Below are 25,649 nucleotides of genomic sequence, written 5' to 3'. Positions count from 1 at the left end.
AATTTTCTTGGGTGCGGGAATAAATCCGCCGGCCATCCGTTTGATGGATGTCTGAAGGTGTCTGAAGCAGCCAACATACCGGTTCCCGACGATGTGCGTGCGCGCATCGTGGCATTCATCCCAAGGCTTCGCCGCTTCTGCGGCGGATTGTCGGAGTCGCGTCACCAGGGAGACGATCTGATGCAGGCCACGGTAGAACGCGCGTTGTCGCGCATCGACCAATGGCAGCCGGGCACCAGCCTTGAAAGCTGGATGTACCGGATGGCGCGCAACATCCGCATCGATCGCGCGCGCGCCGATCGCGTGCGCGGTGCCGGTGCCGATGTGTCGACCGATGTGCTGCCGTCCGACGATGTGCTGGCGCGGCTCGAGGCGCGTTCGGATCTCGATGCCGTGCGTGCGGCCATGGCGTTGCTGCCCGAAGAGCAGCGCGAATTGATGGCGCTCGTGGTGATCGACGGTCAGTCGTACAAGGATGCGGCAGACATTCTTGAGATTCCGATCGGCACGGTGATGAGCCGCATCGCGCGTGCGCGACGCAGCATCGCGCAGCATGTCAACCGCCGCCCGTGGGAGGCCGACGCATGACCATTCCTTCCGACGAAATGATTTCGGCATGGCTCGACGGTGCGGCCGACGAAGAGCAGTCGCGCGATATCGAGACGGCACTGGCCAGTGACCCGGTGTTTGCCGACCATGTTGCCGCGCTGGCGGCCGCCGATGATCTTGTGCGCGCCGCCTATCCCATCGATGCGCAGGTGTCCGATGAGCTGTTGATGCGTCTCGGTCTGGTCGATCCGGCCCCGGCAAATGTCGCGCCGCAGACCGCGGACGTTATCGACTTTGCGGCCGCACGCGCGCGCAAGCAGCCGGCACCGGTGCGCCGCATCTGGTCGGGCAATCTGTCGCGCGTCGCCGCGCAGGTCGCGCTGGTTGTCGGACTGGGCGGTCTCGCCACCGGCTGGTGGATGATGGCGCCGGGTGCCGACAGCCCCGATGCGCAGTATCGCGCGCTCGGCAATGCCAATCAGGATACCAGCGCCAACGGCATCGTCATGTTCCGCGCCACGACTAGTGCCGCCGATGCGAAGCAGTTGCTGGCGCATTCGGGCGCGCAGTTGGTCGCCGGGCCGTCGGAGGCTGGCGCGTGGCGCGTCGCGGTTGCGCCGGCACAGCGCGACGCGGTGCTGGCACGCCTGCGGGCATTGCCCGAAGTGACGATGGCCGCGCCGATCGATAGCGCCGGCTGATGGCAAATCGGGATCACCGCAAGGCCGTCTTTGCCGCAGCGCTGTTGTCAGCGATGCTGCCGGGCGTTGCGGCGCATGCAGCGGAAGCGCCTGCAGCTGCGGTTGCACAAGCGCCGGAGGCCGATGACCGGCGTATCCTTGTGATGCTCAAGCTGGGCGCGGAACATTTCCACGCCGGTGCCGACTATGGCGGCGGCGGTTATGGCGACGCCGTAGGGCAGGCGGCGCGGATGCGCGAAGCACGCCGCATCGCCAAGGAGCACGGACTGCATTTGGTGGAAAACTGGCCGATGCCCGTGCTGGGCATCGACTGCGTCATAATGGAAGTCCCCGTCGGGCGGTCGCTCGAAACCGTCACGACCGAACTTTCAGCGCTGCCCGATGTCGCCTGGTCGCAGCCGATCAACCGCTTCCATGTCGAAGGCGCCAAGGCGGTACCGATGTCGGCTGGCCCCAATGACCAGCTCTACGCGGCGCAGCCGGCGTCGCAGCAATGGCAGCTCGACCGGCTGCACGACTTTGCCACCGGCCGCGGCATCACCATCGCGGTCATCGACAGCCGCGTCGATGCGGCGCACCCCGATCTCGCCGGTCAGATCAGCACAAGCGAGAATTTCGCCGGCGAGGCCAACCGCGCCGCCGAACGTCATGGCACTGGCGTTGCAGGCATCATTGCGGCGCGTGCCAACAACAGCGTCGGCATCGTCGGTGTGGCCCCGGGCGCACGCGTCATGGCGTTGCGCGCCTGCTGGGAGCGACCCGGCGGCGGCACGGTGTGCGACAGCTTGAGCATCGCCAAGGCGCTGAGCTTCGCCATCGAGCGTCGCGCAAACATCATCAACCTGAGCCTGAGCGGTCCGGACGACCGGCTGATCGCGGCGCTGATCGGCATTAGTCTGTCGCGCGGTGCCGATGTCGTGGCGGCCGTTGATTCGTCACGCAAGGACAATGGCTTCCCGGCCTCGGTCCCCGGTGTCATCGCGGTTGCTGAGAAAGGCTTGTCGCCGCAACACGCGCACGTCTACATAGCCCCCGGAGCGGATGTCCCGACAACGGAGCCGGGCGGTAAATGGTATTTGGTGAACGGCAGTTCTTACGCGGCCGCGCATGTCAGCGGCTTGGTGGCCCTGATTCAGCAGACAAATCGTGCCAATGGTACGCATGTCGCGACCTCGACAGCGTTGGGCGGCCGCGGCGAGATCGACGCGTGTGCAGCGTTGGCGCGCGCCGGGTCGCTCGTTGACGGGAGTTGCTCTTTGGCGCGTTAGCCGCGCGAAAGTTTCAGTATGGTCCATCGCGGGCGGCTTGTGGCTTGCCGGCGCGGCCGCAGCGCAAGCCCAGCTTGCCGGAACCATCAGTCTGGCCACTGACGACATGTTCCGCGGCTATAGCGTCAGCAATGGCGATCCGGCGCTGTCTCTGGGGGTTTCGGCCGAGTTCGGCCACGGCATCTATGGCGGTGTCACGCTTGCCACCGCCTTTGGCGGCAGCCCGAGCCCGGTCGTCAACGGTTCGAACCAGTATCTGGGTATCGCGCATCGCATGGACAGCGGCGTGTCGGTCGATGCCGGCATCGTCCATCGCTATTACACGCAATATGCGACGAACGATTATGCCGATGATTTTGTCGAAGCCTATATCGGCGTGTCGATCCAGAACCTCAGCGCGCGGCTGTTCATGTCGCCCAACTACGGCGGCCCCGGCGCACCGGCGGCCTATTTCGAGGTCAACGCCACACCGTTCAACCGCAACAAATGGTCGGTTGCGGTCCATCTGGGCGGGATGCTCCCCCCCAGCACGCCTGGCCCTGACCATGCGAGCCTGGTGCTGATCGACTGGCAGCTCGGCGTGACCCGCAGCATTGGCCCGGTCGCCGCCACGGTGGCTTGGGTCGGGCAGGGTAAGACGATCGACGATCCTGACGTGATGCAGAAGATCGTCGGTTCGCTCGGCGTCGCGTTCTGACGCCCCAGCGGGCGCAACTAACAGCAAAAAAGCCCGTCAGGGATGAGCCTGACGGGCTTTTTGATGTGGTTGCGGGGACAGGATTTGAACCTGTGACCTTCAGGTTATGAGCCTGACGAGCTACCGGGCTGCTCCACCCCGCGCCAACAAGACAAATCGCGGTGACACTTATGCGGCACCGCGATTGAATTCGTGAATGGGTTCGTTTTTACTCAATTTCCATGCCGGCTGCAAAGCCTGGCGGCGTCCTACTCTTCCATCGCTTGAGCGATAGTACCATTGGCGCTGTTTGGTTTCACGGCCGAGTTCGAGATGGGATCGGGTGGGGCACAAACGCTATGACCACCAAGCTATGAAGCCGGCACGGAAATTGGGTGTGAAATCGAGTTGACGATGATTTTGACAAACCACCTTCACGACAATGCTGTCGATGACGGTGGGATCTCCAAGCGTGATCAGAGTAATTAGGACCGGTTAGCTGAACGCGTTACCGCGCTTACACATCCGGCCTATCAACGTGGTGGTCTTCCACGACTCGATGAGATCTAATCTTGAGGGAGGCTTCCCGCTTAGATGCTTTCAGCGGTTATCCCGTCCATACATAGCTACCCTGCTGCACTGTTGGCACAATGACAGGTCCACCAGAGGTATGTTCATCCCGGTCCTCTCGTACTAGGGACAACTCCTCTCAAATCTCGACGCCCACGGCAGATAGGGACCAAACTGTCTCACGACGTTCTGAACCCAGCTCACGTACCACTTTAATTGGCGAACAGCCAAACCCTTGGGACCTGCTCCAGCCCCAGGATGTGATGAGCCGACATCGAGGTGCCAAACAACCCCGTCGATATGAGCTCTTGGGGGTTATCAGCCTGTTATCCCCGGCGTACCTTTTATCCGTTGAGCGATGGCCCGTCCACGAGGGACCACCGGATCACTATGACCGACTTTCGTCTCTGTTCGTCCCGTCGGACTCACAGTCAGGCTGGCTTATGCCATTGCACTCTAACAGACGGTTTCCAACCGTCCTGAGCCAACCTTCGCGCGCCTCCGTTACTCTTTAGGAGGCGACCGCCCCAGTCAAACTACCCGCCACAGAGGGTCCCTCATCCAGTTTCATGGATGCAGGTTAGATATAAGAAACGAACAGGGTGGTATTTCACTTGGTGGCTCCACCCGGGCTGGCGCCCAAGCTTCAAAGCCTCCCACCTATGCTACACAGTTCATTTCCCATACCACTCTGAAGCTGCAGTAAAGGTGCACGGGGTCTTTCCGTCTAACCGCGGGTACCCCGCATCTTCACGGGGAATTCAATTTCGCTGAGCAGGTGTTGGAGACAGCGGGGAAGTCGTTACGCCATTCGTGCAGGTCGGAACTTACCCGACAAGGAATTTCGCTACCTTAGGACCGTTATAGTTACGGCCGCCGTTTACCTGGGCTTCATTTCGGAGCTTGCACCCCTCCACTTAACCTTCAGGCACCGGGCAGGCGTCAGACCCTATACGTCGTCTTGAAGCCGACTTAGCAGAGCCCTGTGTTTTTGTTAAACAGTCGCTACCCCCTGGCCTGTGCCCCCGATAAGAGCTTGCGCTTATATCGGGCCTCCTTCTTCCGAAGGTACGGAGGCAATTTGCCGAGTTCCTTCAACACCCTTCTCTCAAGCGCCTTGGTATACTCTACCAGCCTACCTGTGTCGGTTTCGGGTACGGTCTATACGGAGAGGCTATTTCCTGGGACCCCGTCAAAGCCTGATCAATCCAATAAGACCAGACAATATAAGGAATCCGTCACACATCTCCAGGCTACGGAATATTAACCGTATTTCCATCCACTACCCCCTTCGGGCTCGTGTTAGGGACCGGCTCACCCTACGCGGATTAGCCTTGCGTAGGAACCCTTAGGCTTTCGGCGACAGTGCATCTCACACTGTTTATCGCTACTCATGTCAACATTCGCACTTCCGATACCTCCACGGCCCATTACCAGACCGCTTCACAGGCTTACGGAACGCTCCGCTACCGCGTGCATAAATGCACACCCAAAGCTTCGGTACGTGTCTTGAGCCCCGTTACATCTTCGCCGCAGAAGTCCTTATCTAGACCAGTGAGCTGTTACGCTTTCTTTAAAGGATGGCTGCTTCTAAGCCAACCTCCTGGTTGTTTTGGGACTTCCACATGCTTTCCCACTTAGACACGATTTGGGGACCTTAGCTGTTGGTCAGGGCTGTTTCCCTCTCGACGACGGACCTTAGCACCCGCCGTCTGTCTCCCAGACTGTACTCGCACGTATTCGGAGTTTGGTTAGGTTTGGTAGATCTCGCGACCCCCTAGCCCATCCAGTGCTCTACCCCGTGCGGTAATCATCTGAGGCACTACCTCAATAGTTTTCGCGGAGAACCAGCTATTTCCCGGTTTGATTGGCCTTTCACCCCTAAACACAACTCATCCGATAACTTTTCAACGTTAACCGGTTCGAACCTCCAGTGCGTGTTACCGCACCTTCATTCTGGTCATGCCTAGATCACCGGGTTTCGGGTCTAATACGTCATACTCTATTCGCCCTATTCAGACTCGCTTTCGCTGCGCCTCCACCTAACGGCTTAAGCTTGCATGACATATTAAGTCGTTGACCCATTATACAAGAGGTACGCTGTCACTCCTCAAGGGAGCTCCAACTGCTTGTAGGCATTCGGTTTCAGGTACTGTTTCACTCCCCTAATCGGGGTGCTTTTCACCTTTCCCTCACGGTACTGGTTCACTATCGGTCATGCACGAGTACTTAGGCTTGGAGGGTGGGCCCCCCATATTCAGACAGGATTTCACGTGTCCCGCCTTACTCAAGGACCAACAATTCGCTGACGCATACGGGGCTGTCACCCGCTATGGCCTGGCTTTCCATCCAGTTCTGCTGACTTATTGTTGGCCACTGGCCTGGTCCGCGTTCGCTCGCCACTACTAACGGAGTCTCGGTTGATGTCCTTTCCTCCGGGTACTGAGATGTTTCAGTTCCCCGGGTTTGCTTCTCTATGACTATGTATTCATCATAGGATAATCTCACCACCAAACTTCATCGCAGATCCGAAAACCTGCGATCAAATTTGACAGAGAGATTGGGTTTCCCCATTCGGAAATCTGTGGGTCAAAGTTTGCTCACAACTAACCACAGCTTATCGCAGCGTGCCACGTCCTTCATCGCCTGTGCATGCCAAGGCATTCACCAAATGCCCTTACCTCACGCTTGAAAACCACACCATCAACGACAGCATTGCCCAAAGGCTCCGCTGACGCAGATAATTATGGTTCGTCAATCGTCATTAAACCGTTCCTCTCGGTGTTCCGCGCCAAGGCAGCACGTACACCGGATTTCCGGCCTCGATTTCACTAAACCCATTCACAATGTCAAAGATGGTCGTCAGCCTGAGCTGGCGACCGGTATTCACGGGCAAGGCCCGTAAAACTGGTTGCTTCATCCTGGTCGAATGATTGGTGAGCTGCATCTGCTTCAGTGCAAATTTGGTGGAGCCTATCGGGATCGAACCGATGACCTCAAGCTTGCAAAGCTAGCGCTCTCCCAACTGAGCTAAGGCCCCATTTGAAAGGCTGCACTTGCGTGCGCCAATCTGAAACATGGTGGGCCGAGGAGGATTTGAACCTCCGACCCCACGCTTATCAAGCGTGTGCTCTAACCAACTGAGCTACCGGCCCATGCTCGCAACACCAGCGCAAGCGCCGGCGGAGCATAAACGCGCCACTACAATGAGTGGAGTGCTCAGCGATTTCCAGGATGAAGGGACATGAGGGCGGCGGTAATGTTCTTTGAAAAGGGAAGAAGCATTCTGGCACTTAAAGCGCCGGCGCTTTCCACCCAATCCTTAGAAAGGAGGTGATCCAGCCGCAGGTTCCCCTACGGCTACCTTGTTACGACTTCACCCCAGTCGCTAAACCCACCGTGGTCAGCTGCCTCCTTGCGGTTAGCGCACTGCCTTCGGGTGAATCCAACTCCCATGGTGTGACGGGCGGTGTGTACAAGGCCTGGGAACGTATTCACCGCGGCATGCTGATCCGCGATTACTAGCGATTCCACCTTCATGCTCTCGAGTTGCAGAGAACAATCCGAACTGAGACGGCTTTTGGAGATTAGCTCACCCTTGCGGGTTTGCAGCCCACTGTCACCGCCATTGTAGCACGTGTGTAGCCCAGCGTGTAAGGGCCATGAGGACTTGACGTCATCCCCACCTTCCTCCGGCTTATCACCGGCGGTTTCCTTAGAGTGCCCAACTAAATGATGGCAACTAAGGACGAGGGTTGCGCTCGTTGCGGGACTTAACCCAACATCTCACGACACGAGCTGACGACAGCCATGCAGCACCTGTGTGCAGGTCTCTTACGAGAAGAAGTCCATCTCTGGAAATCGTCCTGCCATGTCAAACGCTGGTAAGGTTCTGCGCGTTGCTTCGAATTAAACCACATGCTCCACCGCTTGTGCAGGCCCCCGTCAATTCCTTTGAGTTTTAACCTTGCGGCCGTACTCCCCAGGCGGATAACTTAATGCGTTAGCTGCGCCACCGAAGCTCTAAGAGCCCCGACAGCTAGTTATCATCGTTTACGGCGTGGACTACCAGGGTATCTAATCCTGTTTGCTCCCCACGCTTTCGTACCTCAGCGTCAAGAATGGTCCAGTAAGCCGCCTTCGCCACTGGTGTTCTTCCGAATATCTACGAATTTCACCTCTACACTCGGAATTCCACTTACCTCTCCCATCTTCAAGCGATCCAGTCTCAAAGGCAGTTCCACGATTGAGTCGTGGGATTTCACCTCTGACTTAGAAAGCCGCCTACGTACGCTTTACGCCCAGTAATTCCGAACAACGCTAGCCCCCTCCGTATTACCGCGGCTGCTGGCACGGAGTTAGCCGGGGCTTATTCTCCCGGTACAGTCATTATCTTCCCGGGTAAAAGAGCTTTACAACCCGAAGGCCTTCTTCACTCACGCGGCATTGCTGGATCAGGCTTTCGCCCATTGTCCAATACTCCCCACTGCTGCCTCCCGTAGGAGTCTGGGCCGTGTCTCAGTCCCAGTGTGGCTGATCATCCTCTCAGACCAGCTATGGATCGTCGCCTTGGTGAGCCTTTACCTCACCAACTAGCTAATCCAACGCGGGCTCATCCCTAGGCGATAAATCTTTGGTCCGAAGACATCATACGGTATTAGCACACGTTTCCATGAGTTATTCCGTACCTAAGGGCAGATTCCCACGCGTTACGCACCCGTGCGCCACTAAGCCCGAAGGCTTCGTTCGACTTGCATGTGTTAGGCATGCCGCCAGCGTTCGTTCTGAGCCAGGATCAAACTCTCAAGTTAATGTCCGAAGCATCACCACCCCAGCTGACCGAAGTCCGCTGGACCAATGACGACCCGTTCAAGGAGCGTCCTAATTGCACAAAACTATTCTAGCATTTCTTAGACCTGTGATCGGTGACCGAAGCCACCAACCTCAAGCCGATAGTGCTTGTGGTAGTTTAAGACATATAGGAGGCGTGTTTTAACCATGACGACCAAGCCCTTGTACGCTTGGAGCCATGGACCGCCGCCCACATGTCCCTTCATTCAACCTACAATGAGAAAGAGCGACATCACTCTGGTCCCCGTGAATAACGGGGAGACCCGAGTGACTAATTTTTCGAAACCCGAAGCGAACCCGCTGGTTCGTCTCGGCGTCGGGAGCGGCTTATGGGCCGTGTCTCTTTTCCCGTCAACCGTTTTTTTGAACTTTTTTGGTCGAAACCGTTTCAGTTCAAAATTCCCTGCTCCGTTAGGCTGGAAAATGAACCTAGCCTTTACAGGGGCTTGGTCGGCTTCTCTGGCCTACCGGGGTAACTGGCTGCCCGGAAGAACCGCGCCGCCCGTTGCCGGGAGCGGTCATCTAGGCCGGGGCCATGGGCTTGGCAACACCTTTCTGCATTGCACCATAAAATAATCGGGAACTTTCCAGGCCCGCGCATGATTCCAGTGTTGAAATGCCCCTGACGCGCAGTTTCAGGCTGTTGCGATATAGTCCTTGAGCAACAAAGCCTCCTGCTCGGCATCCTCGATGCGGCGCTTCACCAGGTCGCCGATCGACACCAGCCCGATCAGCTCGCCATTTTCGACCACCGGGAGGTGGCGAATCCGGCGATTCGTCATCACCGACATCGCTTCGGCGATGCTCGCCTGTGGCGGCAGCGTCAGTACCGGGGATGTCATGACGTCGGCGGCGGGGGTGTCGAGAATCGCCGCGCCATGGGTGTGCAGCCCCGCTGCAATGTCGCGTTCGGAGACGATTCCGCGAATCGCGCCACCGTCCATGACCAGAACCGCGCCGATTCGGTGTTCGTAAAGCAACGCGACAATCGCGCGGACCTGCGATTCGCCGCTGACGCCGATAACCGGCTTTCGGCCTGAAATGATCGATCCTACCGACATGCCGCGCTCCCCATGCACTGTTGGTCCATCGCTCGCCGGCCGCGTTACGGGGTGTCGGACATCCCGGTCGCAGCACTTAGGGTGAGTGTCACCCGATTCGGCGGCAAGGTAAAGAGCGGGTCGCGCCGTGCCGGCTAGCAGCCGAGCTGGTCGGCGAGGTCGGTAAAGCTGGTGGCACTATATTCCCATGCCTGCACCGCATCGCGATCGGGCGCCGGGCGGCCACCATATTCCATCGGCCGGCTGACGAACGCGCACATCAGCCCGGCCTTGCGCGCCGCCGCGAGGTCGGCGTGGTGGGCCGCGACAAGGCAAAGCTCGCCGGGTGCCACATCGAGCGCAGCAGCGGTGGCCTGATAAGTCTGTGCTGCCGGCTTATAGGCACCCGCAACCTCGGCACCGAGAATCGCGTCCCAGGGCAGGCCGGCGCGACGCGCCATCGCCACCATCATCGAGATATTGCCGTTCGACAGCGTAACGATTGGAAAGCGCCTCTTGAGTCGCGTCAGCCCCGCGACGGTATCGGGCCAGGGGTCGAGCCGGTGCCAGCCGCGCGTCAGTTCGGCGCGGGTCGAGTCGTCGAGATCGATGTCGAGTGTGGCAAGCAGATCGTCGAGCATCGTCCGGTGCAACGAATCGAGTTTGACGAACGCCGTCGATTCGGATGCCGCCCGCGCCTTGTTGGCCGCCAGCATCGCCGGGACATAGCGTGCGCGCCACTGGTCGGCGAAAGCGTGCGGGTCGATATCGCTGCGCCCGGCCGCCACCAACACTGGCGCCGCTTCGCGCGCAATGCTGCCGCGCCAGTCGACGACCGTGCCGAAGACGTCAAAGGCCAGCGCCTTGGGAAGAACGGACAAGGGTCACTCCATCGCTTGCAGTGCGACAGGCATGTCAGCCCGATTCGCGGCTGGCAAGGCTGGCGGTTGCGGCGTCACGCCACGGGCGCGCAAATTGCCACCGGTCGCTGAACCCTGCACAATGGCCGTATCTTCACAAACAGGGCTCAATGGCATGGAACACGGCGAACCGGCGCGCGACCATTGGCAGCGCTTCCGTCAACTGATGCGTTGGACCACCATCACCGCAATTGTTGCGATTGTCGCCGCCATCACGGCGCTTATTGTCAGTGGTGCGCCGATTCGCCTGCACATGCTGATTGCGGTCGCGCTCGGCATCGGGCTATCGATCATGCTCTCCGGCGCGCTGATGGGGCTGGTGTTCGTCAGCGCGCGGTCGGGCCATGACGGCGATGCGCATACACCGCCGCCGGGGTTCGATTAGAAATCGAGTTGCGCGCGCAATGTCACGACATTGACGCCGTACGAGCGATCCGTGAGCAGCGAAGTGCTGGTCGGGTCGACCGCCCCGGCATTGGGGCCGCCGGTAATTTGCGCCCGGTCATATTGGGTGGTGAAGCGCACGAAATCGGTCGGCCACCAGTTGAGCGCCAGCTGGTAACCGGTCTGCTGGCCGCCGTTGAGCACGCCGGCAACAATACCGCTTCCGGTGCCGCCGACCCATTTCGTCAGGTTGAGATAATCGATTCGGCCAACGAGCTGCACGCCGCCCCAGCCGCCCTTGTCGAATGGATTTCGGATGTTGGTGCGGGCAAACTCGCCCTTGCTGTAGCCACGGGTCTCGCCGGTCAGCCAATAGCCGATTTCGCCATAGACCGAGAAGAATGACGGATCATTGAGCAGGCGCTGGCCGGTCGAAGCCTGGCCCGGCGGCAGGACCTGGCCGGGCTTGATCGCCGCAACCATAAGGTACTGCGCTTCGGCGGCGAAATGCAGCGGTCCCCAGATGCCGGCGAGTTCGGCGCCGAAGATCTGGTCGCCCGACGCCGCGATGCCTGACGCGATGGTACCGGTGTTGTTTGCGGGTCCGGTGCCGACAAAGCGCACGCTCGTCGTCTGGGTGAACGGTCGTGCCTGATAGAGATTGCCCTGCGCCGACACCTGCGTCTTACGGTACTGATAGCTCGCGCCGAAATGCAGCTGGCCGCCCAAGGCCCGCGGATAATAGACGCCGCGTACCGCCGTCTGCCACTCGGTGTTCGTCGCCTGTGTGTTGATGGCGCCATTGAACAGGCCGGCGTCGATCAGCCAGGTGTCGGCCGTATAGCCGACCGCTGCGCCGATGCGTCGGCCATTGTTCCACGCATCCTGAAACTGCGAGGCCTCGACGAACGAGGTAAACTCGTTGCTGGTCATGTTATCGAGGCCGTTGAACGGAATCATGTAGCCGATCTGGGCGGACCATTTTGAGTTGACCGGCTGATAGGCGAGGATGACGTCCTCATAGCCGACGACGCCACCGGCAAAGTTGAGGTTGATACTGTAGGTGAAACCGCCAGGTACGTCGCCCTGTGCCGACACCATCAGCCGGCGGACGAAGCCGTTGTAGCCGAGGTTGGACGTGGCAAGGGCGTTGTTCGGGTTCGAAACATAGCCGAAGTCATACTGGACTTCGCCGCCGGGCTTGAACGAGAAGCCGTTGCCATTGAACTGCGGGCCGCCACGCCAGGCCGGGGCATTTTGTGCGACCTTGGCGTTGACCGAATCAATCTGTGCCTGTTGCGACGCGAGTTGCGTGGTCGAGATGGCCGGCGGCCCGGCTGTCGCAGACGCGGCGGCTGGGGCCTTTGCCTGTTGCGCGCGCAGCGCGGCGACCTCGGCCGCCAGCGCATCGATCTGCTTCTGCTGCGCCGCGATGATGCTGCCCAGGTCGGGCGCGGTTGCTTTGGCGGGCGCCCCGAACGCCGGCGCTGCTGCCAGTACCGTCGTCGCCGACACTATGATGGACAATCGCGAAATCGGCTCTCATCCCGACAATTGGACAGGCGTTCAACCGCGCACATGCGTGTGCTGCGTTGACCGAGTCTCTCATTCGGGAAGCGTGGATGCAATTAACAATTGTGGATGGTTTGGCCGCGCGGGCGCTGCCCTGACGGCGACGCCCGATGCGCCGCCGTCAGGGTTCGATTAGAAGTCGATCTGTGCGCGCACCGTCAGGACATTGACGCCAAACGAACGGTCGGTGAGCAACGAAGTACTCGTCGGGTCGACGGCACCGGCGTTGGGGCCGCCGGTGATGTCCGCGCGGTTGTACTGCGTCGTGAAGCGCACATAGTCGGTGGGCCACCAGTTGAGCGCGAGCTGGTAACCGGTCTGCTGGCCACCGTTGAGCACACCCGCGACAATACCGTTGCCGGTGCCGCCGACCCATTTGGTCAGGTTCAGGTAGTCGATTCGGCCGACGAGCTGGAAGCCGCCCCAGCCGCCCTTGTCGAACGGGTTCTTGATCTTGGTGCGGCCAAAGCCACCCTTGCTGTAGCCACGCGTTTCACCGGTGAACCAGTAGCCAGCCTCACCATAGACCGAGAAGAACGACGGGTCGTTGAGCAAACGCTGGCCGGAAGAGGCCTGACCCGGCGGCAGGATCTGGCCGGGCTGGATCGCATTGACCTTCAGGTACTGCGCCTCGGACACAAAGTGCAGCGGCCCCCAGATGCCGGCGAGTTCGGCGCCGAAGATCTGGTCGCTTGATACCGCGATGCCCGACGCGATGGTGCCGGTATTGTTCGCCGGCCCGGTGCCGACAAAGCGCACATTGGTCGTCTGCGTGAATGGCCGCGCCTGATAGAGGAAGCCCTGCGCTGAAACCACCGGCTCGCGATACTGGTAACTCGCGCCAAAGTGCAGCTGCCCGCCCAGTGCCTTGGGATAATAGACGCCGCGAATCGCCGCTTCCCAATCGGTGTTGGTGGCCAGCGTATTGATCTGGCCATTGAACAACCCGGCGTTGAGGCGCCAAGTGTCGGTTGTGTAGCCCAGCGCGGCGCCGATGCGGCGGCCGTTGCCCCAGGCATCCTGGAACTGCGAGCGTTCGACGAACGAGGTGAACTTGTTGCTCGTCATGTTTTCGAGGCTGCTGAACGGGTACATATAGCCAACCTGCGCCGTCCATTTCTTGCCCGCGGGTTCATACGAGAAAACGACATCCTCATAGGAAATCACGGCGCCGGCGAAGTTGACATTGATGTTGTATTTGAAGCCGCCGGGCACATCTCCCTGCGCCGACAGGATCAGGCGTCGCGCGAAGCCGTTGTAGCCGAGGTTGGCAGTGTTGATGGCGTTGTTCGGATTCGAGACATAGCCGAAGTCGTACTGGATCTCGCCGCCGGGCTTGAACGAGAAACCGCTGCCCTTGAACTCGGGCCCGCCCTTCCACGATGGTGCGTTGGTGTCGGTTTTGGCTTTGACCGAATCGATCTGCGCCTGTTGCGCTTCGAGCTGTGCGGTCATGAATTCCGACTTGCTGTCTTCCTCCTCGGCATTTGCCGCGACCGCTGCCGGCACCTTGGCCTGCTGCGTGCGCAGCGCCTGAACCTCGGCCGCCAGTGCATCGATTTGCTTTTGTTGCGCGGCGATGATGCTGCGCAGATCGGCATCGGCCTTTGCCGATGAAGCTGCATGCGCTGGCACACCGGCCAGCATTGTCGTCAACAGCAATCCTGCTGCGAAATTTTTGAGTGTCATCGGTGCGTCCCCTAATCCGTCATAAGCCCCGGAACCGGCGCCCGTGCGCCGATGTCCTGCGCCGCCATACTGCTCATCCCCGGGCAGAGCTGACGCGCAAGAATTATTATCCTACTTATTAGGTGGGATTTCAATCCCGCGCTTGCATGGGTCCCTCCATGACGCGAGGCTTGGACAAAGCGAATCTACGCGACGGTAAAAATTTGGCCTATTGCCTATCAAATTGATGGGAATAAGATTGCGTCACTGGAATCGATTCTTCGGGAGGCAAGAAATGCGTTTGGCGATTTTGTTGGGGGCCGTCGCGAGCACCTTGGTGGCAGCGGCAACGCCAGCCGCTGCGGCAAAGGTTGAGATACTCAACGTCAGCTATGATCCGACGCGTGAGCTCTACAAGGACATCAACGCCGCCTTCGCCAAGGACTGGAAAGCCAAGACTGGCGACGATGTGGTGATCAACCAGTCGCACGGCGGCTCGGGCAAGCAGGCGCGGTCGGTGATCGACGGGCTGCAGGCCGATGTGGTGACGCTGGCGCTGGCGTATGACATCGATGAGATCTCGGCGCGCGCCAAGCTGCTGCCGGCGACCTGGCAGACGCGCTTGCCGAACAATTCGACACCTTACTACTCGACGATCGTGTTCCTCGTGCGCAAGGGCAATCCCAAGGGCATCAAGGATTGGGGCGACCTGATCAAGCCCGGCGTCGAAGTCATCACGCCGAACCCCAAGACCAGCGGCGGGGCCCGCTGGAACTATCTTGCCGCCTATGGCTGGGCGCGGCGGACGCTCGGCTCGCGTGAAGCGGCCGAGGAGTACATTACCAAGCTGTTCTCGCACGTGCCGGTGCTCGATTCGGGTGCGCGCGGCTCAACGACGACCTTCGTCCAGCGCGGCGTCGGCGACGTGCTGCTGGCGTGGGAGAATGAGGCGATGTTGTCGCGCAACGAATTCGGTGCCGACAAGTTCGACATTGTCATCCCGTCGATCTCGATTCTGGCCGAACCGCCGGTCGCGGTCGTTGACGCCAACGTCGATCGTCACGGTACGCGCGCCGTGTCTGAGGCCTATCTGAAGTTCCTCTATACGCCGACGGGTCAGGACCTGATCGGCAAGAACTTCTACCGCCCGCGCACGCCGGCCGCGATCGCCAAATACGCACCGCAGTTTCCGGTCGTAAAGCTGCTCACCGTTGAAACCAACTTCGGCGGCTGGGCGACAGCACAGAAGACCCACTTCGCCGATGGCGGCGTCTTCGATCGCATCTATTCCGAGGCCAAGCGCTAGGGGGCGCGTTCGGTCGGCCCCGGACGCGCGGGCAGCGACTCCCAACGCTGCCCGCGCCACTGGGGTAGGAACAAAAAGCAACGGGCAGCAATCTCGCGATTGCTGCCCGTTCTGTTTGAGCGTGAGTTGCGGCTTAGAAGTCGACCTGACCGCGCAATGCGAAGACGTTGACGCCGTAGTTGCGGTCATAGACTGGCGGCGAACCGACCACCGTCGGATCGACAATCGCCGCGAGCGGGCCGCCCTGGATCTTGGCGTGAGTGTACTGCGCCGAGAAGCGGACATAGTCGGTCGGCCACCAGTTGACCGCGAACAGCGCGCCGAGCTGCGAGCCGCCATTGAGCGTACCGTTGACGACGGCGCCATTGTTGCTGCCGGTCGCGCCGCCAACATAATAGTTCATGTTGAGGTAGTCGACGCGGGCCACGGCCTGGATGCCGCCCCAACCGCCCTGATCGAACGGCTTGATGATCTTGGTGCGGTCGAACTTGCCGTTCTTGTAGCCGAGCGTTTCACCGGTGAACCAGTAGCCGACTTCACCGAAGACGGTGAAGAAGTTCGGATCCTTGAGCGTGCGGAAGCCCTGCGTCGCCTCGCCGCCCGACAGCACGTCGCCAGGCTGAATGGCATCGACCATCAGATACTGGCCTTCCGACTTGAACGACAGCGGACCGTGGATGGCGGCAAATTCATAGCCGAGGATCTGGTCACCGAACGACGCGATGCTGCCGTTGAGCGAGCCCGACAGGCCCGGCGGGTTAGCAGGCAGCGGCGACGGCTCGACGCCGGCACCGATGAAGCGCACCGTGGTCAGGCGGGTGAACGGCCGCGCAGAATAGGCACCGTTGAGCGCGCTCTTCTGGTTAGTGCGGTTCTGGTAGCTACCACCGACGTGCAGCTGGGTGGTCCCGAACTTCGGATACCAGACGCCGCGCGCCGACAGCTGCCAAGCCGTGTTGTCGCCGTTGTTGTTGATGCTGGTGCCGTTGAACAGGCCGACCTGCGCGAGGAACGTCGGGTTCTGATACTTACCGCCAACACCGATGCGACGGTCTTCGTTGAACGCTTCGGTGTATTGGGCGCGTTCCATGACCGACAGGAAGCGGTTCGACGTCTGGTTTTCCATGCCGTTATAAGCGTAGAAATAGCCGAGCTCGGCCGACAGGTGGCTGCCTTCGGGCTCATAGGCGAACAGCACGTCTTCGAAGCCGACCGCGCCGCCGGCGAAGTTGAACTGCATCTTGTACTTGAAGCCGCCGGGCACGGTGCCTTCGACGCCGAACAGCAACCGACGGAACAGGCTGTTCCAGCCGAGGTTGGTCGTCGGCACGCGGTTGTCGGGGTTCGAGACATAGCCGGCATCGAGCTGGATGACGCCGTTGGGCTTCCAGGTGAAGCCGGTGCCGCTCTTGAGTTCGGGCGCACCCTTCCAGTTCGGAGCGTTGGTGGCAGTGGTCTTCTTGAGCGCATCGAGCTGTGCCTGCTGCGCTTCGATCGTCGCCTGCATGAACTCGATATTCGAGGCGTTTTCTTCGGCGGCCGTCGCATCGGCAGCAACCCCGCCGGCGAGCGCGCCAACGACCGGCGCTGCATTGGCCTGCATCGCCTGAATCTGCGCGGTCAGCGCATCAATCTGCTTTTGCTGGCGTTCAACCACCGCGCGCAGTTCCGAATCGCTCGACTTCTTCGACGCCGCAAGCGCGGGTGTCGCGACTCCACCAAGCATTGTTGCTGCCAGCAGCACCGCCGTCATATTGTTCAATTTCATCGAAAAACCCCTGTCCCTCGCGGCAACCCCGCCGCACAACACCAAAACGTCAGGGCAATCCCGGTGGTTTTCCGGTGCTGCCTTCGTGGTGCTGCCTATGTCCAGCGCGCGACGCGAAGGTGACGGATTTGTTACAGTTTAAAGACAGCGCCCGCTGTTGCTGCGGCGCAACACCGCCGGGTCAGGGGACGCGCCAAGTGCCCGTCCAGCCGCCCGCGCTGGCGTCAAACACCGCCCGGCTGTGGCCAGTGGCGGCAAGGTTGAGCCAATCAATGTGTGCAATGTCCACGATCATGCGCGCGAAATTGCGTCGTGCAGTCGCATCGTCGATCGATTCGGGTTGGCCGTCGCCGGCGGATTCGAGTCGCGCGCCCGGCGGCAGGTGGGTCGCATAGTTGCGTCGCGCTGTCGGCGATGTTGCCCGCCACGCAGCATCAATGGCGGCCTCGTCAGTTTGGAAGTGCGCCCGACCCTGCAGGCGCAGCTGGAGCGCACGCGTCGCATCATAGCCAACAATCGCCACACGCGAATCGCGTTGCAGATTTTTCGCCTTGGACGAGCGCAGGTCGGTGTGGAAAATCAGCTGTGCCGTCGACGGGTGACATTCGCGCAGCACCATGACGCGGCCATCCGGGACATTGTCGGCGAGTCCGATGACCACGGGCGTGCGCAGCGGTGCCGCGATATCGCCAGCCGCAGCCTCAAGCAGCTGCCATGCGGCGTTCAATACCGCAGCAAGATCGCCTGGCAACGACGCGGCGTGCCCGGCGGTCATGGTCAGCCTTCGGCTTCGCCGGTCGCTTCGGCGACAACCTTACGCGGCCGGCCGCGGCCACGACGCGGTGCGGCGGGGGCATCATCGGTTTCGGCGCCGAGTTCGATGGCCGGCGGCAGACCCTGGATGATCGGCATGTCATCGACGACAGGGGCGGGCTCGCGGCGCGGCCGCGGGGCCTCTTCCTGACGCGGCGCACGGCCGGCATCATTACGATTGCCGTCGTTGCGGTTGCCTTCATTGTAGTTGCGGTCGCGGCGACCGTCATTGCGCGGGCGTTCGTCGCGGTTGCCGTTATCGCGGCCACCATTGTCGCGGTTGCCATTGTCACGGCCGCCGTCGCGCAGCGCCTCCACCGGCGCGGCGTCGTCATCGGCGCCGTCGTCATTGTCGGCATCGACTTCGGCGACGCCCTCGGCACGCGCGGCGTAGGACTGTGCGCCATAATTCGGCGCGGCATCGCTGGCGGCGTTGAAGTTGCCGTTATTGTAGTTCTGGCCCTCGTCGCCGTCGTCGTCCTGATCGCGGCGCGCCTGCGGACGCGCCTCGTTTTCACGGACGCGATAGTCGTTGAGCACGCGGTAATAATGATCGGCGTACTGCATGAAATATTCGGCAGTGACGCGGTCACCCTGCTGCGCGGCGTCGCGCGCCAGCGACTTGTACTTTTCGAGCAGCTGGTTGGCGTTGCCGCGCTGGCGGTTGTCGCCGCGGTTCGGCGTATAGTTGCCGCCCGAAGGTGCACCCTGCGGCGGTCGTGCACCACCGCCGCCACCTGCGCCGCCTCCGCGTCCGCGCCGCCGACCATTCTGGTTATTGCGTATCAAAGGCTAGATCCTGTTCGTCTGGCCAGGCGTTGAGCACTGGCCGCAGCGGTAGAGTCTGACTGACAAGGCGCGACGCCCGATTGTTGCGAGGCGTGACCACAGCGATGTGAAAGTCAGCGACATGGGGAGCAAGTTCAACCCGCGTCTGATCTGGCCTTAGCCGCAAAGATGCGCCGCTCCAAGCGCTATTTATGCTTGGCGCAGCGCCAGAGCGCGCGGATTGCCCGCCAGATCGCGGTGCAATTGCGCCGCCAGCCCGGCCTGAGCGGCCAAGTCGGTCACCGCATTGGCCTGCGTCGCGCCGATTTCGACCAGCGCAACACCGCCGTCGGCGATCAGCGCGGGCAATGCCGGCACCAAGACGCGGTAGGTGTCGAGCCCGTCATCGCCGGCAAACAGCGCCGACGCCGGTTCATGGTCGCGGACGTCGCGCGCCAGATTAGCGTGGCTTTCGACATAGGGCGGGTTGGCGAGCACGAGATCAAAACGCGCATCGAGCGCGGTCGCCCAGTCGCCGACCATGAACGCTGCGGGCATAGCCAGCCGCAAAGCATTGGCACGGGCGACGCGGGCCGCTGCTTCGGAACGGTCGATGCCGACCCCGAATGCGTCCGGCCAGCAGTCGAGCGCCGCAAGCAAAAGCGCGCCGCTGCCAGTGCCCAGGTCGAGGATGGATTGCGGCGCGACGTCGCCAAAAGCTGCAACAGCCGCCTCGATAAGCGTTTCGCTGTCGGGTCGCGGGATCAGCACATCAGGCGTCACCGTCAGGTCGAGCGACCAGAATTCACGCTTGCCGGTGATGTAAGCGACGGGTTCTCCAGCCGCGCGCCGGTCGACCAGCAACTTGAACGCCGCGTCGTCGATGTCGCGGTCCTGCGCCAGCAGCAGTGCCATGCGGTTGGTATCGAGCAGATGCGCGAGCAACACTTCTGCGTCGAGCCGGTCAATACGCGCGGCTGCGGCGCGCAGCGCGTCGCCGGCGTTCATCAGCCGGCTTCGAGGTTCGCCAGTCGCGCCGCCTCGTCCTCGGCAATCAGCGCCGAGATCAGCTCGTCAAGCGCCGGGCCCTCCATGACTTCGCTCAAGCGGTGCAGCGTCAGCCCGATGCGGTGGTCGGTGATGCGGCCTTGCGGGAAGTTGTAGGTACGAATGCGCTCCGATCGGTCGCCGCTGCCCACCATCGACTTGCGATCGGCGGCGCGCGCATCGTGCAGCTTCTCGCGTTCGGCCTCGTAAAGCCGCGTTCGCAGCACCTTCAAGGCCTTGGCCTTGTTCTTGTGCTGGGATTTTTCGTCCTGCTGGATGACGACCAACCCCGACGGGATGTGCGTGATGCGCACCGCGCTGTCGGTGGTGTTAACCGATTGCCCGCCCGGGCCCGACGAGCGGAACACGTCGATGCGCAAGTCGCGCGCCTCGTCGATCTGGACGTCTACTTCCTCGGCTTCGGGTAGCACCGCGACCGTCGCTGCGCTGGTGTGGATGCGGCCCTGCGTTTCGGTCGCCGGCACCCGCTGCACGCGGTGGACGCCGCTTTCGAACTTCAACCGCGCGAACACCCCGGTGCCGGTGACGCTGGCGACGACTTCGCGAAACCCGCCGACGTCGGATGATGACGCCGAAATCACCTCGACACGCCAGCCCTGCGATTCGGCGTAGCGCTGGTACATGCGGAACAGATCGGCAGCGAACAGCGCGGCTTCGTCGCCGCCGGTACCGGCGCGAATTTCGAGCATCGCGGCGCGCTCGTCGGCCGAATCGCGCGGCAGCATCGACAGCGCCAGCTTGCGTTCGGCGTCGGGCAGCTTTTCCGCGATCTCGGCGAGCTCCGCTTCGGCCATTTCACGCATTTCGGGGTCGGCAAGCATCTCGCCCAACCCGGCCTGCTCCTCGCGCAGCAGCCGCACCGCTTTCGCCGCCTCGACCACCGGCGTCAGCTCGGCATAGTCCTTCGACAGCTGGACGAACTTGTCCGACGCGAGATCGGGGTTGCCCATCTGCGCGGCCAGGTCGGCATGGCGGCGTTCGATCTGCGCGATACGTTCGGGGGGAATCGAGATCATGCCTCGACATCGCCCGACAGCGCCGCGACGACATCGACCATGCGGACGCGCTCCTGCGTGCCAGTCGACAGGTTGCGCACGGTGACTTCGCTCAGCGCCAGCTCGTCCTCGCCGATGATCAGCGCGAAATCGGCGCCCGAGGCCCCGGCGCGCTCCATCTTCTTCTTGAGGTTGCCGCGCCAGCTCATTTCGGCGGCAACACCCGCCTGGCGCAGCCGTTGCAGCAAGGTCAGCGCATAGCCCTGCGCCGCATCGCCGGTCGCGACGACCGCGACTTCGACATGCTCGCGCTCGGGTTCGGCCACCAGCATGGCCAGCCGCTCGATGCCGCCGGCCCAGCCGACGGCGGGGGTTTCGGGGCCACCCATGCTGCCGATCAGTCCGTCATAGCGGCCGCCGCCGATGACCGTGCCTTGGGCACCGAGATGTTCGGTGACGAATTCGAAGGCGGTGTGGCGGTAATAGTCGAAGCCGCGGACCAACGCCGGGGTGCGCACGAACGCGACACCGGCAGCTTCGAGTCCGCGCTGGACGGTGTCGAAAAACTGCCCGGCGTCAGCCGTCATATAGGCATCGATGCCCGGCGCGCTGGCGACGAGTTCGCGGTCACCCTCCGACTTCGAATCGAGGATGCGCAGCGGGTTCTTGGCCAGCCGTTCGCGGCTTTCGGCGCTCAGGCTGTCGGCGTGTGCGCTGAAATGCGCGACGAGCGCGTCACGCCACGCCGCACGGGTTTCGGCGTCACCCAGCGTGTTGAGTTGCAAGGTGACACGGTCGGCGATGCCGAGTTCGCGCAAAAGCTGCGCGGCAAAGGCAATGACTTCGATATCGGCGGCGGGTTCGGCTGCGCCGACGACTTCGGCATCGAGCTGGTGGAACTGCCGGAAGCGACCCTTTTGCGGGCGCTCGTAGCGGAACAGCGGGCCGTGCGCGGCGAGCTTCATCGGCGCATGCTGCTGCCAGCCGTTCGAGATGAAGGCGCGCGCGATGCCGGCGGTAAATTCGGGGCGCAAGGTCAGCGACTCACCGCCGCGATCCTCGAAACTGTACATTTCCTTCGACACGACATCGGTGGTTTCACCGAGCGAGCGCGCGAACACGCTGGTAAACTCGAACACCGGCACATCGACGCGGCGGAAGCCGTAAAGCTTGCGGACGCGGTTAAAGGTTTCGACGACATGGTCGAAGCGCGCGAGTTCCTCGCCGTATAAGTCCTGCGTGCCGCGAACGCGTTGTACTTTGTCTGCCATGGCGGGGCTGATAGGCGCGACACCCCCCTCCACGCAAGCGCGACAAATCGGGCAAAGGCACCGGAACATTCGGGCGAAGCCGGCGTTGTCGCTTCGGGTCGCAATGTCATTTCCCCATGGCGCGGCCTAGACGACATGGGTTTGGGGTCAAACCAAGGAAAACAATATGCGTTACGTTTCAAAGTTCGCGCTGCCGATGGCAGTTGCGCTTCTCGGGCTATCGGCTTCGGCCAACGCTGTTATTATCAGCGGCGTTTACAATACCGGCCTCGGCATAAACGGCACAGCACTTGCGGCGGGTGACGGCCAGACCGACGCGCATTATACTGTCGTATCAAGCGACGCACCCGGCGTCGTTGCCGGCACCAGCGCGCTGACCTATTACAACCCGGCCTATTTGCAGGACGGCCCGCTGTCGCGCATCGTCAACGCGCTCGGCGACGGCACCGGCACCGCCGGCACGACGACGACCTTCGCCACGACTTTTAGCCTTGCCGGCTTCGATTCGATGAACGCTACGCTTTCAGGTCAGGCACTGTTCGATAACTTCGGCGAGGTTTTCCTCAACGGCAACCAGGTCGGCGGCACGATCACCGGCTTTGGTTCGCTGTCGCCGTTCGGCACCAACAGCAACTTCTTTGTCGCTGGGCTCAACACGCTGAGCTTCGTGCTGCACAACGAAGGCGGTCCGGAAGCCTTTCAGGTCGCCGGCCTGACGGTAACTGCCGCGCCGCTGGCAGGTGCCGTGCCTGAACCCGCGAGCTGGGCGCTGATGCTGGTCGGCTTCGGCATGACCGGCGCGGCCGTCCGCCGTCGCAGCCGTGCAATGACGGTCGCGAACTAAGTCGGAATGGGGCATCGCGGCAACGCGGTGCCCTTCTTCGTTCAGCGTAACAGCCGCAGCCCGACGATGCAGCCGATCAGCCCGGTCAGCAGCAGCAACCGCGGCAGGCTGGCGGCTTCGTGATAGACAAGAATCCCGACGATCGCGGTACCCGCCGCGCCGATTCCCGCCCACACCGCATACGCAGTGCCCATCGGAATCGAGCGTGAAGCGACTTCGAGTAGCCCCATGCTCAGGCTGACCGAGACCAGGAACGCCAGCACCCACGGCCAGTTGCGGAAGCCATCGACGTGGCGCAGCGACGTGGTGAAGCCGACTTCGAACAGCCCGCCGGCGATGAGCAGCAACCACGCCATCAGCGCGCCGCATTATCCAGCGTATCGCCGTCGAGACGGTAGACGGTCCATTCGTCCATCGCCTTGGCGCCCATCGCTTTGTAGAAGCCGATCGACGGGGTATTCCAGTCGAGCACCCACCAGTCGAAGCGGGCATAGCCGCGCGCCACCGCCAGTGCGGCAATCGCCTTGAGCAGTGCTGTGCCGGCACCCGAGCCGCGCGCATCGGGATTGACGTACAGGTCGTCGAGCCAGAAGCCCGGCTTGCCGGTCCAGGTCGAGAAGGTCTTGAAGAAGATCGCAAAGCCTTGGGCAACGCCGTCGATTTCGGCAATCAGCGCCTCGACCAGCGGCTTGGCACCGAACAGCCCCTCGTGAATGTCAGCCTCGGTCGCGCTCACCGCGTCGGGCTCGCGTTCATAGGTCGCCAGATCCTTGGCGAATTGCAGGATCTGCGGCACGTCGGCCGGGGTTGCGTCGCGGATGGTCAGTGTCATTTTGCCCCCTTTGCGCGTGGAGTCTTGGGGGCGCTCACTGCGCTGCCTGTAGCTCCGCCGCGGCTTTGGCTGCTTCGATTTCGGCAGCCTTCTTCTCAACCAGCTGCACGATGTGATTGACCATCGCCGGCTCGTCGATGTGGTGGCTGGTGACGCCCGACAGATAGACCATGTGCTTGCCGTTGCCGCCGCCGGTGATGCCGATGTCGGTTTCGCGCGCCTCGCCGGGGCCGTTGACGACGCAGCCGAGCACGCTCAGCGACAGTTCGGTCGTCACATGCGCCAGCGCCGATTCGAGCCGTTCGACGGTTTTGACAACGTCGAAGCCCTGCCGCGCGCAGCTCGGGCAGCTGACGACGCGCACGCCGCGGGCGCGGATGCCGAGCGACTTCAGGATATGATAGCCGACCTTGACCTCTTCGACCGGATCGGCGCTCAGCGACACGCGGATGGTGTCACCGATACCGCCCCACAGCAGCATGCCCAGCCCGATCGACGATTTGACGGTGCCGCCCTGCAGCCCGCCGGCTTCGGTGATGCCGAGGTGCAGCGGATAATCGCAACGCTCCGCCAGTCCCTGGTACGCCGCGACCGCGAGGAATACGTCGGAGGCCTTCACGCTGACCTTAAATTCGTGGAAATCCTCGTCCTGGAGCATTTTCATATGCTCGAGCGCGCTTTCGACCAGCGCGTCGGGGCAGGGCTCGCCGTATTTTTCGAGCAGATGCTTTTCGAGGCTGCCGGCGTTGACGCCGATACGCATCGAGCAGCCATTTGCCTTGGCGGCGCGCACGACTTCGCGGACGCGTTCTTGGCTGCCGATGTTACCGGGGTTGATGCGCAGGCAGGCTGCCCCCGCATCGGCGGCTTCGAGTGCGCGCTTGTAGTGGAAATGGATGTCGGCAACGATCGGCACCGCACTGGCGCGAACGATTTCGGCCATCGCCGCGGTCGATTCCTTGTCGGGGCACGATACACGGACGATGTCGGCGCCGACTTCGACGCACTGACGGATCTGTTCGATCGTCGCCTTGGCGTCTTCGGTCGGCGTGTTGGTCATCGTCTGCACGGCAATCGGCGCACCGCCGCCGACGGGCACCTTGCCGACCATGATCTGCCGCGACGGGCGCCGGATGATGTCACGCCACGGGCGAACGCTCATGGATTTAGCCCTTGGCCCCGACGAGGATGGTCACCGCACGGCGGTTCTTCGCCCAGACATCTTCGCCGCTGCCATCGACAGCCGGGCGCTCCTTGCCGTAGCTGATCGTGGTGATGCGCGACGCATCGACGCCTTGTGCGGCGAGGAAGTTCTTCGCGGCGTTGGCGCGACGGTCGCCGAGCGCGAGGTTATATTCGCGCGTGCCGCGGTCATCGGTATGGCCTTCGATGGTCACGGTGATGTTCGGGTAGCGTGCCAGCCATTCGGCCTGCTTGCCAAGAATGGTGCGCGACGGATCATCGAGCTCGTAGCTGTCATAGCCAAAATACACCGTATCGCTGCCGGCCTGCGCGACGAAATCGGCGGTGCTGCCGGGGATATTGGTCGACTGGACGCCGGCCGGTGGCGGCACCTTGGTCGGCGTCGTCGCGGTGGGCGGCACCACAGGCTCGCTGGCCGGCGGCGGCGGCGGCGGCAGGTCCTTCTTCTTGGTCGAGCAGGCACCGACGCCGATCAGCGCGGCGACGAGCGTCAACTGCACCGTCGTCTTCAGCTTGGGCCTATTGAGCATCGACCGATTCAACATGGGCAACCACCTTTCCACAATAAACGCACCCTATCCT

General features: G+C 61.9%; 21 protein-coding genes, 3 tRNA genes and 3 rRNA genes. 7 read left to right on the top strand and 20 right to left on the bottom strand.

What is annotated here, in order from left to right:
* The first annotated feature begins 57 nt into the window (after positions 1–57).
* The 4 genes from EUV02_RS06455 to EUV02_RS06440 are packed head-to-tail and all read left to right on the top strand — an operon-like array spanning position 58 to position 3,215.
* Entirely contained in the window at positions 58–588 is a 531-nt protein-coding gene (locus EUV02_RS06455) for an RNA polymerase sigma factor (RefSeq protein WP_341533701.1), read from the top strand.
* Positions 585–1,250, top strand: a complete 666-nt coding sequence (locus EUV02_RS06450) for a hypothetical protein (protein WP_135245445.1) — start codon at positions 585–587, stop codon at positions 1,248–1,250. Before EUV02_RS06455 ends, EUV02_RS06450 begins: the two co-directional genes overlap by 4 nt.
* A complete protein-coding gene (locus EUV02_RS06445) occupies positions 1,250–2,518 on the top strand; it encodes a S8 family peptidase (protein ID WP_135245444.1) in 1,269 nt (422 codons plus the stop codon). Before EUV02_RS06450 ends, EUV02_RS06445 begins: the two co-directional genes overlap by 1 nt.
* Positions 2,403–3,215 (top strand): TorF family putative porin, encoded by an 813-nt coding sequence (locus tag EUV02_RS06440; protein ID WP_135245443.1) that lies wholly within the window; start codon positions 2,403–2,405, stop codon positions 3,213–3,215. Before EUV02_RS06445 ends, EUV02_RS06440 begins: the two co-directional genes overlap by 116 nt.
* Positions 3,216–3,281: 66 nt before the next feature.
* Here the strand turns inward: EUV02_RS06440 and EUV02_RS06435 are convergent.
* From EUV02_RS06435 to EUV02_RS06400, 8 genes are all read right to left on the bottom strand, one after another.
* A tRNA-Met gene (locus EUV02_RS06435) sits at positions 3,282–3,358 on the bottom strand.
* 92 nt (positions 3,359–3,450) lie between these two features.
* A 5S ribosomal RNA gene (gene rrf, locus EUV02_RS06430) occupies positions 3,451–3,565 on the bottom strand.
* Between the two features lie 94 nt (positions 3,566–3,659).
* A 23S ribosomal RNA gene (locus tag EUV02_RS06425) occupies positions 3,660–6,455 on the bottom strand.
* 273 nt (positions 6,456–6,728) lie between these two features.
* Positions 6,729–6,804, bottom strand: a tRNA-Ala gene (locus tag EUV02_RS06420).
* A 38-nt stretch (positions 6,805–6,842) separates the two neighbouring features.
* Positions 6,843–6,919 (bottom strand) — tRNA-Ile (locus EUV02_RS06415).
* Between the two features lie 171 nt (positions 6,920–7,090).
* Positions 7,091–8,575: ribosomal RNA gene (locus EUV02_RS06410) — 16S ribosomal RNA — on the bottom strand.
* Together the 16S, 23S and 5S rRNA genes with 3 tRNA genes alongside form the textbook arrangement of a ribosomal RNA operon.
* 675 nt (positions 8,576–9,250) lie before the next feature.
* Positions 9,251–9,676, bottom strand: a complete 426-nt coding sequence (locus EUV02_RS06405) for a CBS domain-containing protein (RefSeq protein WP_135245442.1) — start codon at positions 9,674–9,676, stop codon at positions 9,251–9,253.
* A 134-nt stretch (positions 9,677–9,810) separates the two neighbouring features.
* Positions 9,811–10,536 carry a haloacid dehalogenase type II gene (locus EUV02_RS06400; RefSeq protein ID WP_135245441.1) on the bottom strand — a complete coding sequence of 242 codons (726 nt, stop codon included), beginning with the start codon at positions 10,534–10,536 and terminating at the stop codon, positions 9,811–9,813.
* 154 nt (positions 10,537–10,690) lie between these two features.
* Between EUV02_RS06400 and EUV02_RS06395 the strand changes: the two genes are divergently transcribed.
* Entirely contained in the window at positions 10,691–10,960 is a 270-nt protein-coding gene (locus tag EUV02_RS06395; RefSeq protein ID WP_135245440.1) for a hypothetical protein, read from the top strand.
* Here the strand turns inward: EUV02_RS06395 and EUV02_RS06390 are convergent.
* Together EUV02_RS06390 and EUV02_RS06385 are read right to left on the bottom strand one after the other, a co-directional pair.
* A complete protein-coding gene (locus EUV02_RS06390) occupies positions 10,957–12,486 on the bottom strand; it encodes an OprO/OprP family phosphate-selective porin (RefSeq protein WP_166430537.1) in 1,530 nt (509 codons plus the stop codon). The genes EUV02_RS06395 and EUV02_RS06390 overlap by 4 nt on opposite strands.
* Positions 12,487–12,663: 177 nt before the next feature.
* Positions 12,664–14,220: an OprO/OprP family phosphate-selective porin gene (locus tag EUV02_RS06385; RefSeq protein WP_135245438.1), complete on the bottom strand. Its 1,557-nt coding sequence runs from the start codon at positions 14,218–14,220 to the stop codon at positions 12,664–12,666.
* Between the two features lie 274 nt (positions 14,221–14,494).
* On the opposite strand from EUV02_RS06385, the gene EUV02_RS06380 reads away from it, so the two are divergent.
* Positions 14,495–15,505, top strand: a complete 1,011-nt coding sequence (locus EUV02_RS06380; protein ID WP_135245437.1) for a sulfate ABC transporter substrate-binding protein — start codon at positions 14,495–14,497, stop codon at positions 15,503–15,505.
* A gap of 133 nt (positions 15,506–15,638) precedes the next feature.
* On the opposite strand, the gene EUV02_RS06375 is transcribed toward EUV02_RS06380, so the two are convergent.
* The 6 genes from EUV02_RS06375 to hisS all read right to left on the bottom strand — a co-directional run bounded on the left by EUV02_RS06375 (position 15,639) and on the right by hisS (position 22,188).
* Positions 15,639–17,273, bottom strand: a complete 1,635-nt coding sequence (locus tag EUV02_RS06375) for a porin (RefSeq protein ID WP_135245436.1) — start codon at positions 17,271–17,273, stop codon at positions 15,639–15,641.
* Between the two features lie 181 nt (positions 17,274–17,454).
* Entirely contained in the window at positions 17,455–18,048 is a 594-nt protein-coding gene (locus tag EUV02_RS06370) for a pyridoxamine 5'-phosphate oxidase family protein (RefSeq protein WP_135245435.1), read from the bottom strand.
* A 2-nt stretch (positions 18,049–18,050) separates the two neighbouring features.
* Positions 18,051–18,875, bottom strand: a complete 825-nt coding sequence (locus EUV02_RS06365) for a DUF4167 domain-containing protein (protein ID WP_135245434.1) — start codon at positions 18,873–18,875, stop codon at positions 18,051–18,053.
* Positions 18,876–19,064: 189 nt separating this feature from the next.
* The gene (gene prmC / locus EUV02_RS06360) at positions 19,065–19,862 is read right to left on the bottom strand and encodes a peptide chain release factor N(5)-glutamine methyltransferase (protein WP_135245433.1); all 798 of its coding nucleotides are present in this window, start codon (positions 19,860–19,862) and stop codon (positions 19,065–19,067) included.
* On the bottom strand, positions 19,862–20,938 hold the full coding sequence (gene prfA / locus EUV02_RS06355) for a peptide chain release factor 1 (protein WP_135245432.1): 1,077 nt from the start codon (positions 20,936–20,938) through the stop codon (positions 19,862–19,864). The genes prmC and prfA overlap by 1 nt, the downstream gene beginning before the upstream one ends.
* Positions 20,935–22,188 (bottom strand): histidine--tRNA ligase, encoded by a 1,254-nt coding sequence (gene hisS / locus EUV02_RS06350; protein ID WP_135245431.1) that lies wholly within the window; start codon positions 22,186–22,188, stop codon positions 20,935–20,937. Before hisS ends, prfA begins: the two co-directional genes overlap by 4 nt.
* A 166-nt stretch (positions 22,189–22,354) precedes the next feature.
* Between hisS and EUV02_RS15900 the strand changes: the two genes are divergently transcribed.
* A complete protein-coding gene (locus tag EUV02_RS15900; protein WP_243445800.1) occupies positions 22,355–23,032 on the top strand; it encodes a PEPxxWA-CTERM sorting domain-containing protein in 678 nt (225 codons plus the stop codon).
* Between the two features lie 41 nt (positions 23,033–23,073).
* Here the strand turns inward: EUV02_RS15900 and EUV02_RS06340 are convergent, their stop codons facing one another.
* Genes EUV02_RS06340 through pal form a run of 4 tightly spaced genes read right to left on the bottom strand, consistent with a single transcriptional unit; the run spans position 23,074 to position 25,612 of the window.
* Positions 23,074–23,388: a DMT family transporter gene (locus EUV02_RS06340; protein WP_135245430.1), complete on the bottom strand. Its 315-nt coding sequence runs from the start codon at positions 23,386–23,388 to the stop codon at positions 23,074–23,076.
* On the bottom strand, positions 23,388–23,864 hold the full coding sequence (locus EUV02_RS06335) for a GNAT family N-acetyltransferase (RefSeq protein ID WP_135245429.1): 477 nt from the start codon (positions 23,862–23,864) through the stop codon (positions 23,388–23,390). Before EUV02_RS06335 ends, EUV02_RS06340 begins: the two co-directional genes overlap by 1 nt.
* Positions 23,865–23,898: 34 nt before the next feature.
* Entirely contained in the window at positions 23,899–25,026 is a 1,128-nt protein-coding gene (ispG, locus tag EUV02_RS06330) for a flavodoxin-dependent (E)-4-hydroxy-3-methylbut-2-enyl-diphosphate synthase (RefSeq protein WP_135245428.1), read from the bottom strand.
* Between the two features lie 4 nt (positions 25,027–25,030).
* Positions 25,031–25,612, bottom strand: coding sequence for a peptidoglycan-associated lipoprotein Pal (gene pal / locus EUV02_RS06325; RefSeq protein WP_243445799.1), 582 nt, complete (start codon positions 25,610–25,612; stop codon positions 25,031–25,033).
* Positions 25,613–25,649: the final 37 nt, after the last annotated feature.

Source organism: Glacieibacterium arshaanense (assembly GCF_004681125.1).
GTDB classification, from domain to species: Bacteria; Pseudomonadota; Alphaproteobacteria; order Sphingomonadales; family Sphingomonadaceae; genus Polymorphobacter_A; species Polymorphobacter_A arshaanense.
Note: the sequence above shows the minus strand (reverse complement) of the source record. Positions and strands in the feature narration are given on the sequence as shown.

Bases quoted from the DNA above. Each gene is read 5' to 3' on its own strand.
- prmC (WP_135245433.1), bottom strand. From the start codon at position 19,862: ATGAACGCCGGCGACGCGCTGCGCGCCGCAGCCGCGCGTATTGACCGG.
- EUV02_RS06440 (WP_135245443.1), top strand. From the start codon at position 2,403: ATGGTACGCATGTCGCGACCTCGACAGCGTTGGGCGGCCGCGGCGAGA.
- pal (WP_243445799.1), bottom strand. From the start codon at position 25,612: ATGTTGAATCGGTCGATGCTCAATAGGCCCAAGCTGAAGACGACGGTG.
- EUV02_RS06450 (WP_135245445.1), top strand. From the start codon at position 585: ATGACCATTCCTTCCGACGAAATGATTTCGGCATGGCTCGACGGTGCG.
- EUV02_RS06405 (WP_135245442.1), bottom strand. From the start codon at position 9,676: ATGTCGGTAGGATCGATCATTTCAGGCCGAAAGCCGGTTATCGGCGTC.
- EUV02_RS06370 (WP_135245435.1), bottom strand. From the start codon at position 18,048: ATGACCGCCGGGCACGCCGCGTCGTTGCCAGGCGATCTTGCTGCGGTA.
- EUV02_RS06335 (WP_135245429.1), bottom strand. From the start codon at position 23,864: ATGACACTGACCATCCGCGACGCAACCCCGGCCGACGTGCCGCAGATC.
- EUV02_RS06375 (WP_135245436.1), bottom strand. From the start codon at position 17,273: ATGAAATTGAACAATATGACGGCGGTGCTGCTGGCAGCAACAATGCTT.
- EUV02_RS06385 (WP_135245438.1), bottom strand. From the start codon at position 14,220: ATGACACTCAAAAATTTCGCAGCAGGATTGCTGTTGACGACAATGCTG.
- EUV02_RS06445 (WP_135245444.1), top strand. From the start codon at position 1,250: ATGGCAAATCGGGATCACCGCAAGGCCGTCTTTGCCGCAGCGCTGTTG.
- hisS (WP_135245431.1), bottom strand. From the start codon at position 22,188: ATGGCAGACAAAGTACAACGCGTTCGCGGCACGCAGGACTTATACGGC.
- EUV02_RS06395 (WP_135245440.1), top strand. From the start codon at position 10,691: ATGGAACACGGCGAACCGGCGCGCGACCATTGGCAGCGCTTCCGTCAA.
- EUV02_RS06380 (WP_135245437.1), top strand. From the start codon at position 14,495: ATGCGTTTGGCGATTTTGTTGGGGGCCGTCGCGAGCACCTTGGTGGCA.
- ispG (WP_135245428.1), bottom strand. From the start codon at position 25,026: ATGAGCGTTCGCCCGTGGCGTGACATCATCCGGCGCCCGTCGCGGCAG.
- EUV02_RS06340 (WP_135245430.1), bottom strand. From the start codon at position 23,388: ATGGCGTGGTTGCTGCTCATCGCCGGCGGGCTGTTCGAAGTCGGCTTC.
- prfA (WP_135245432.1), bottom strand. From the start codon at position 20,938: ATGATCTCGATTCCCCCCGAACGTATCGCGCAGATCGAACGCCGCCAT.
- EUV02_RS15900 (WP_243445800.1), top strand. From the start codon at position 22,355: ATGCGTTACGTTTCAAAGTTCGCGCTGCCGATGGCAGTTGCGCTTCTC.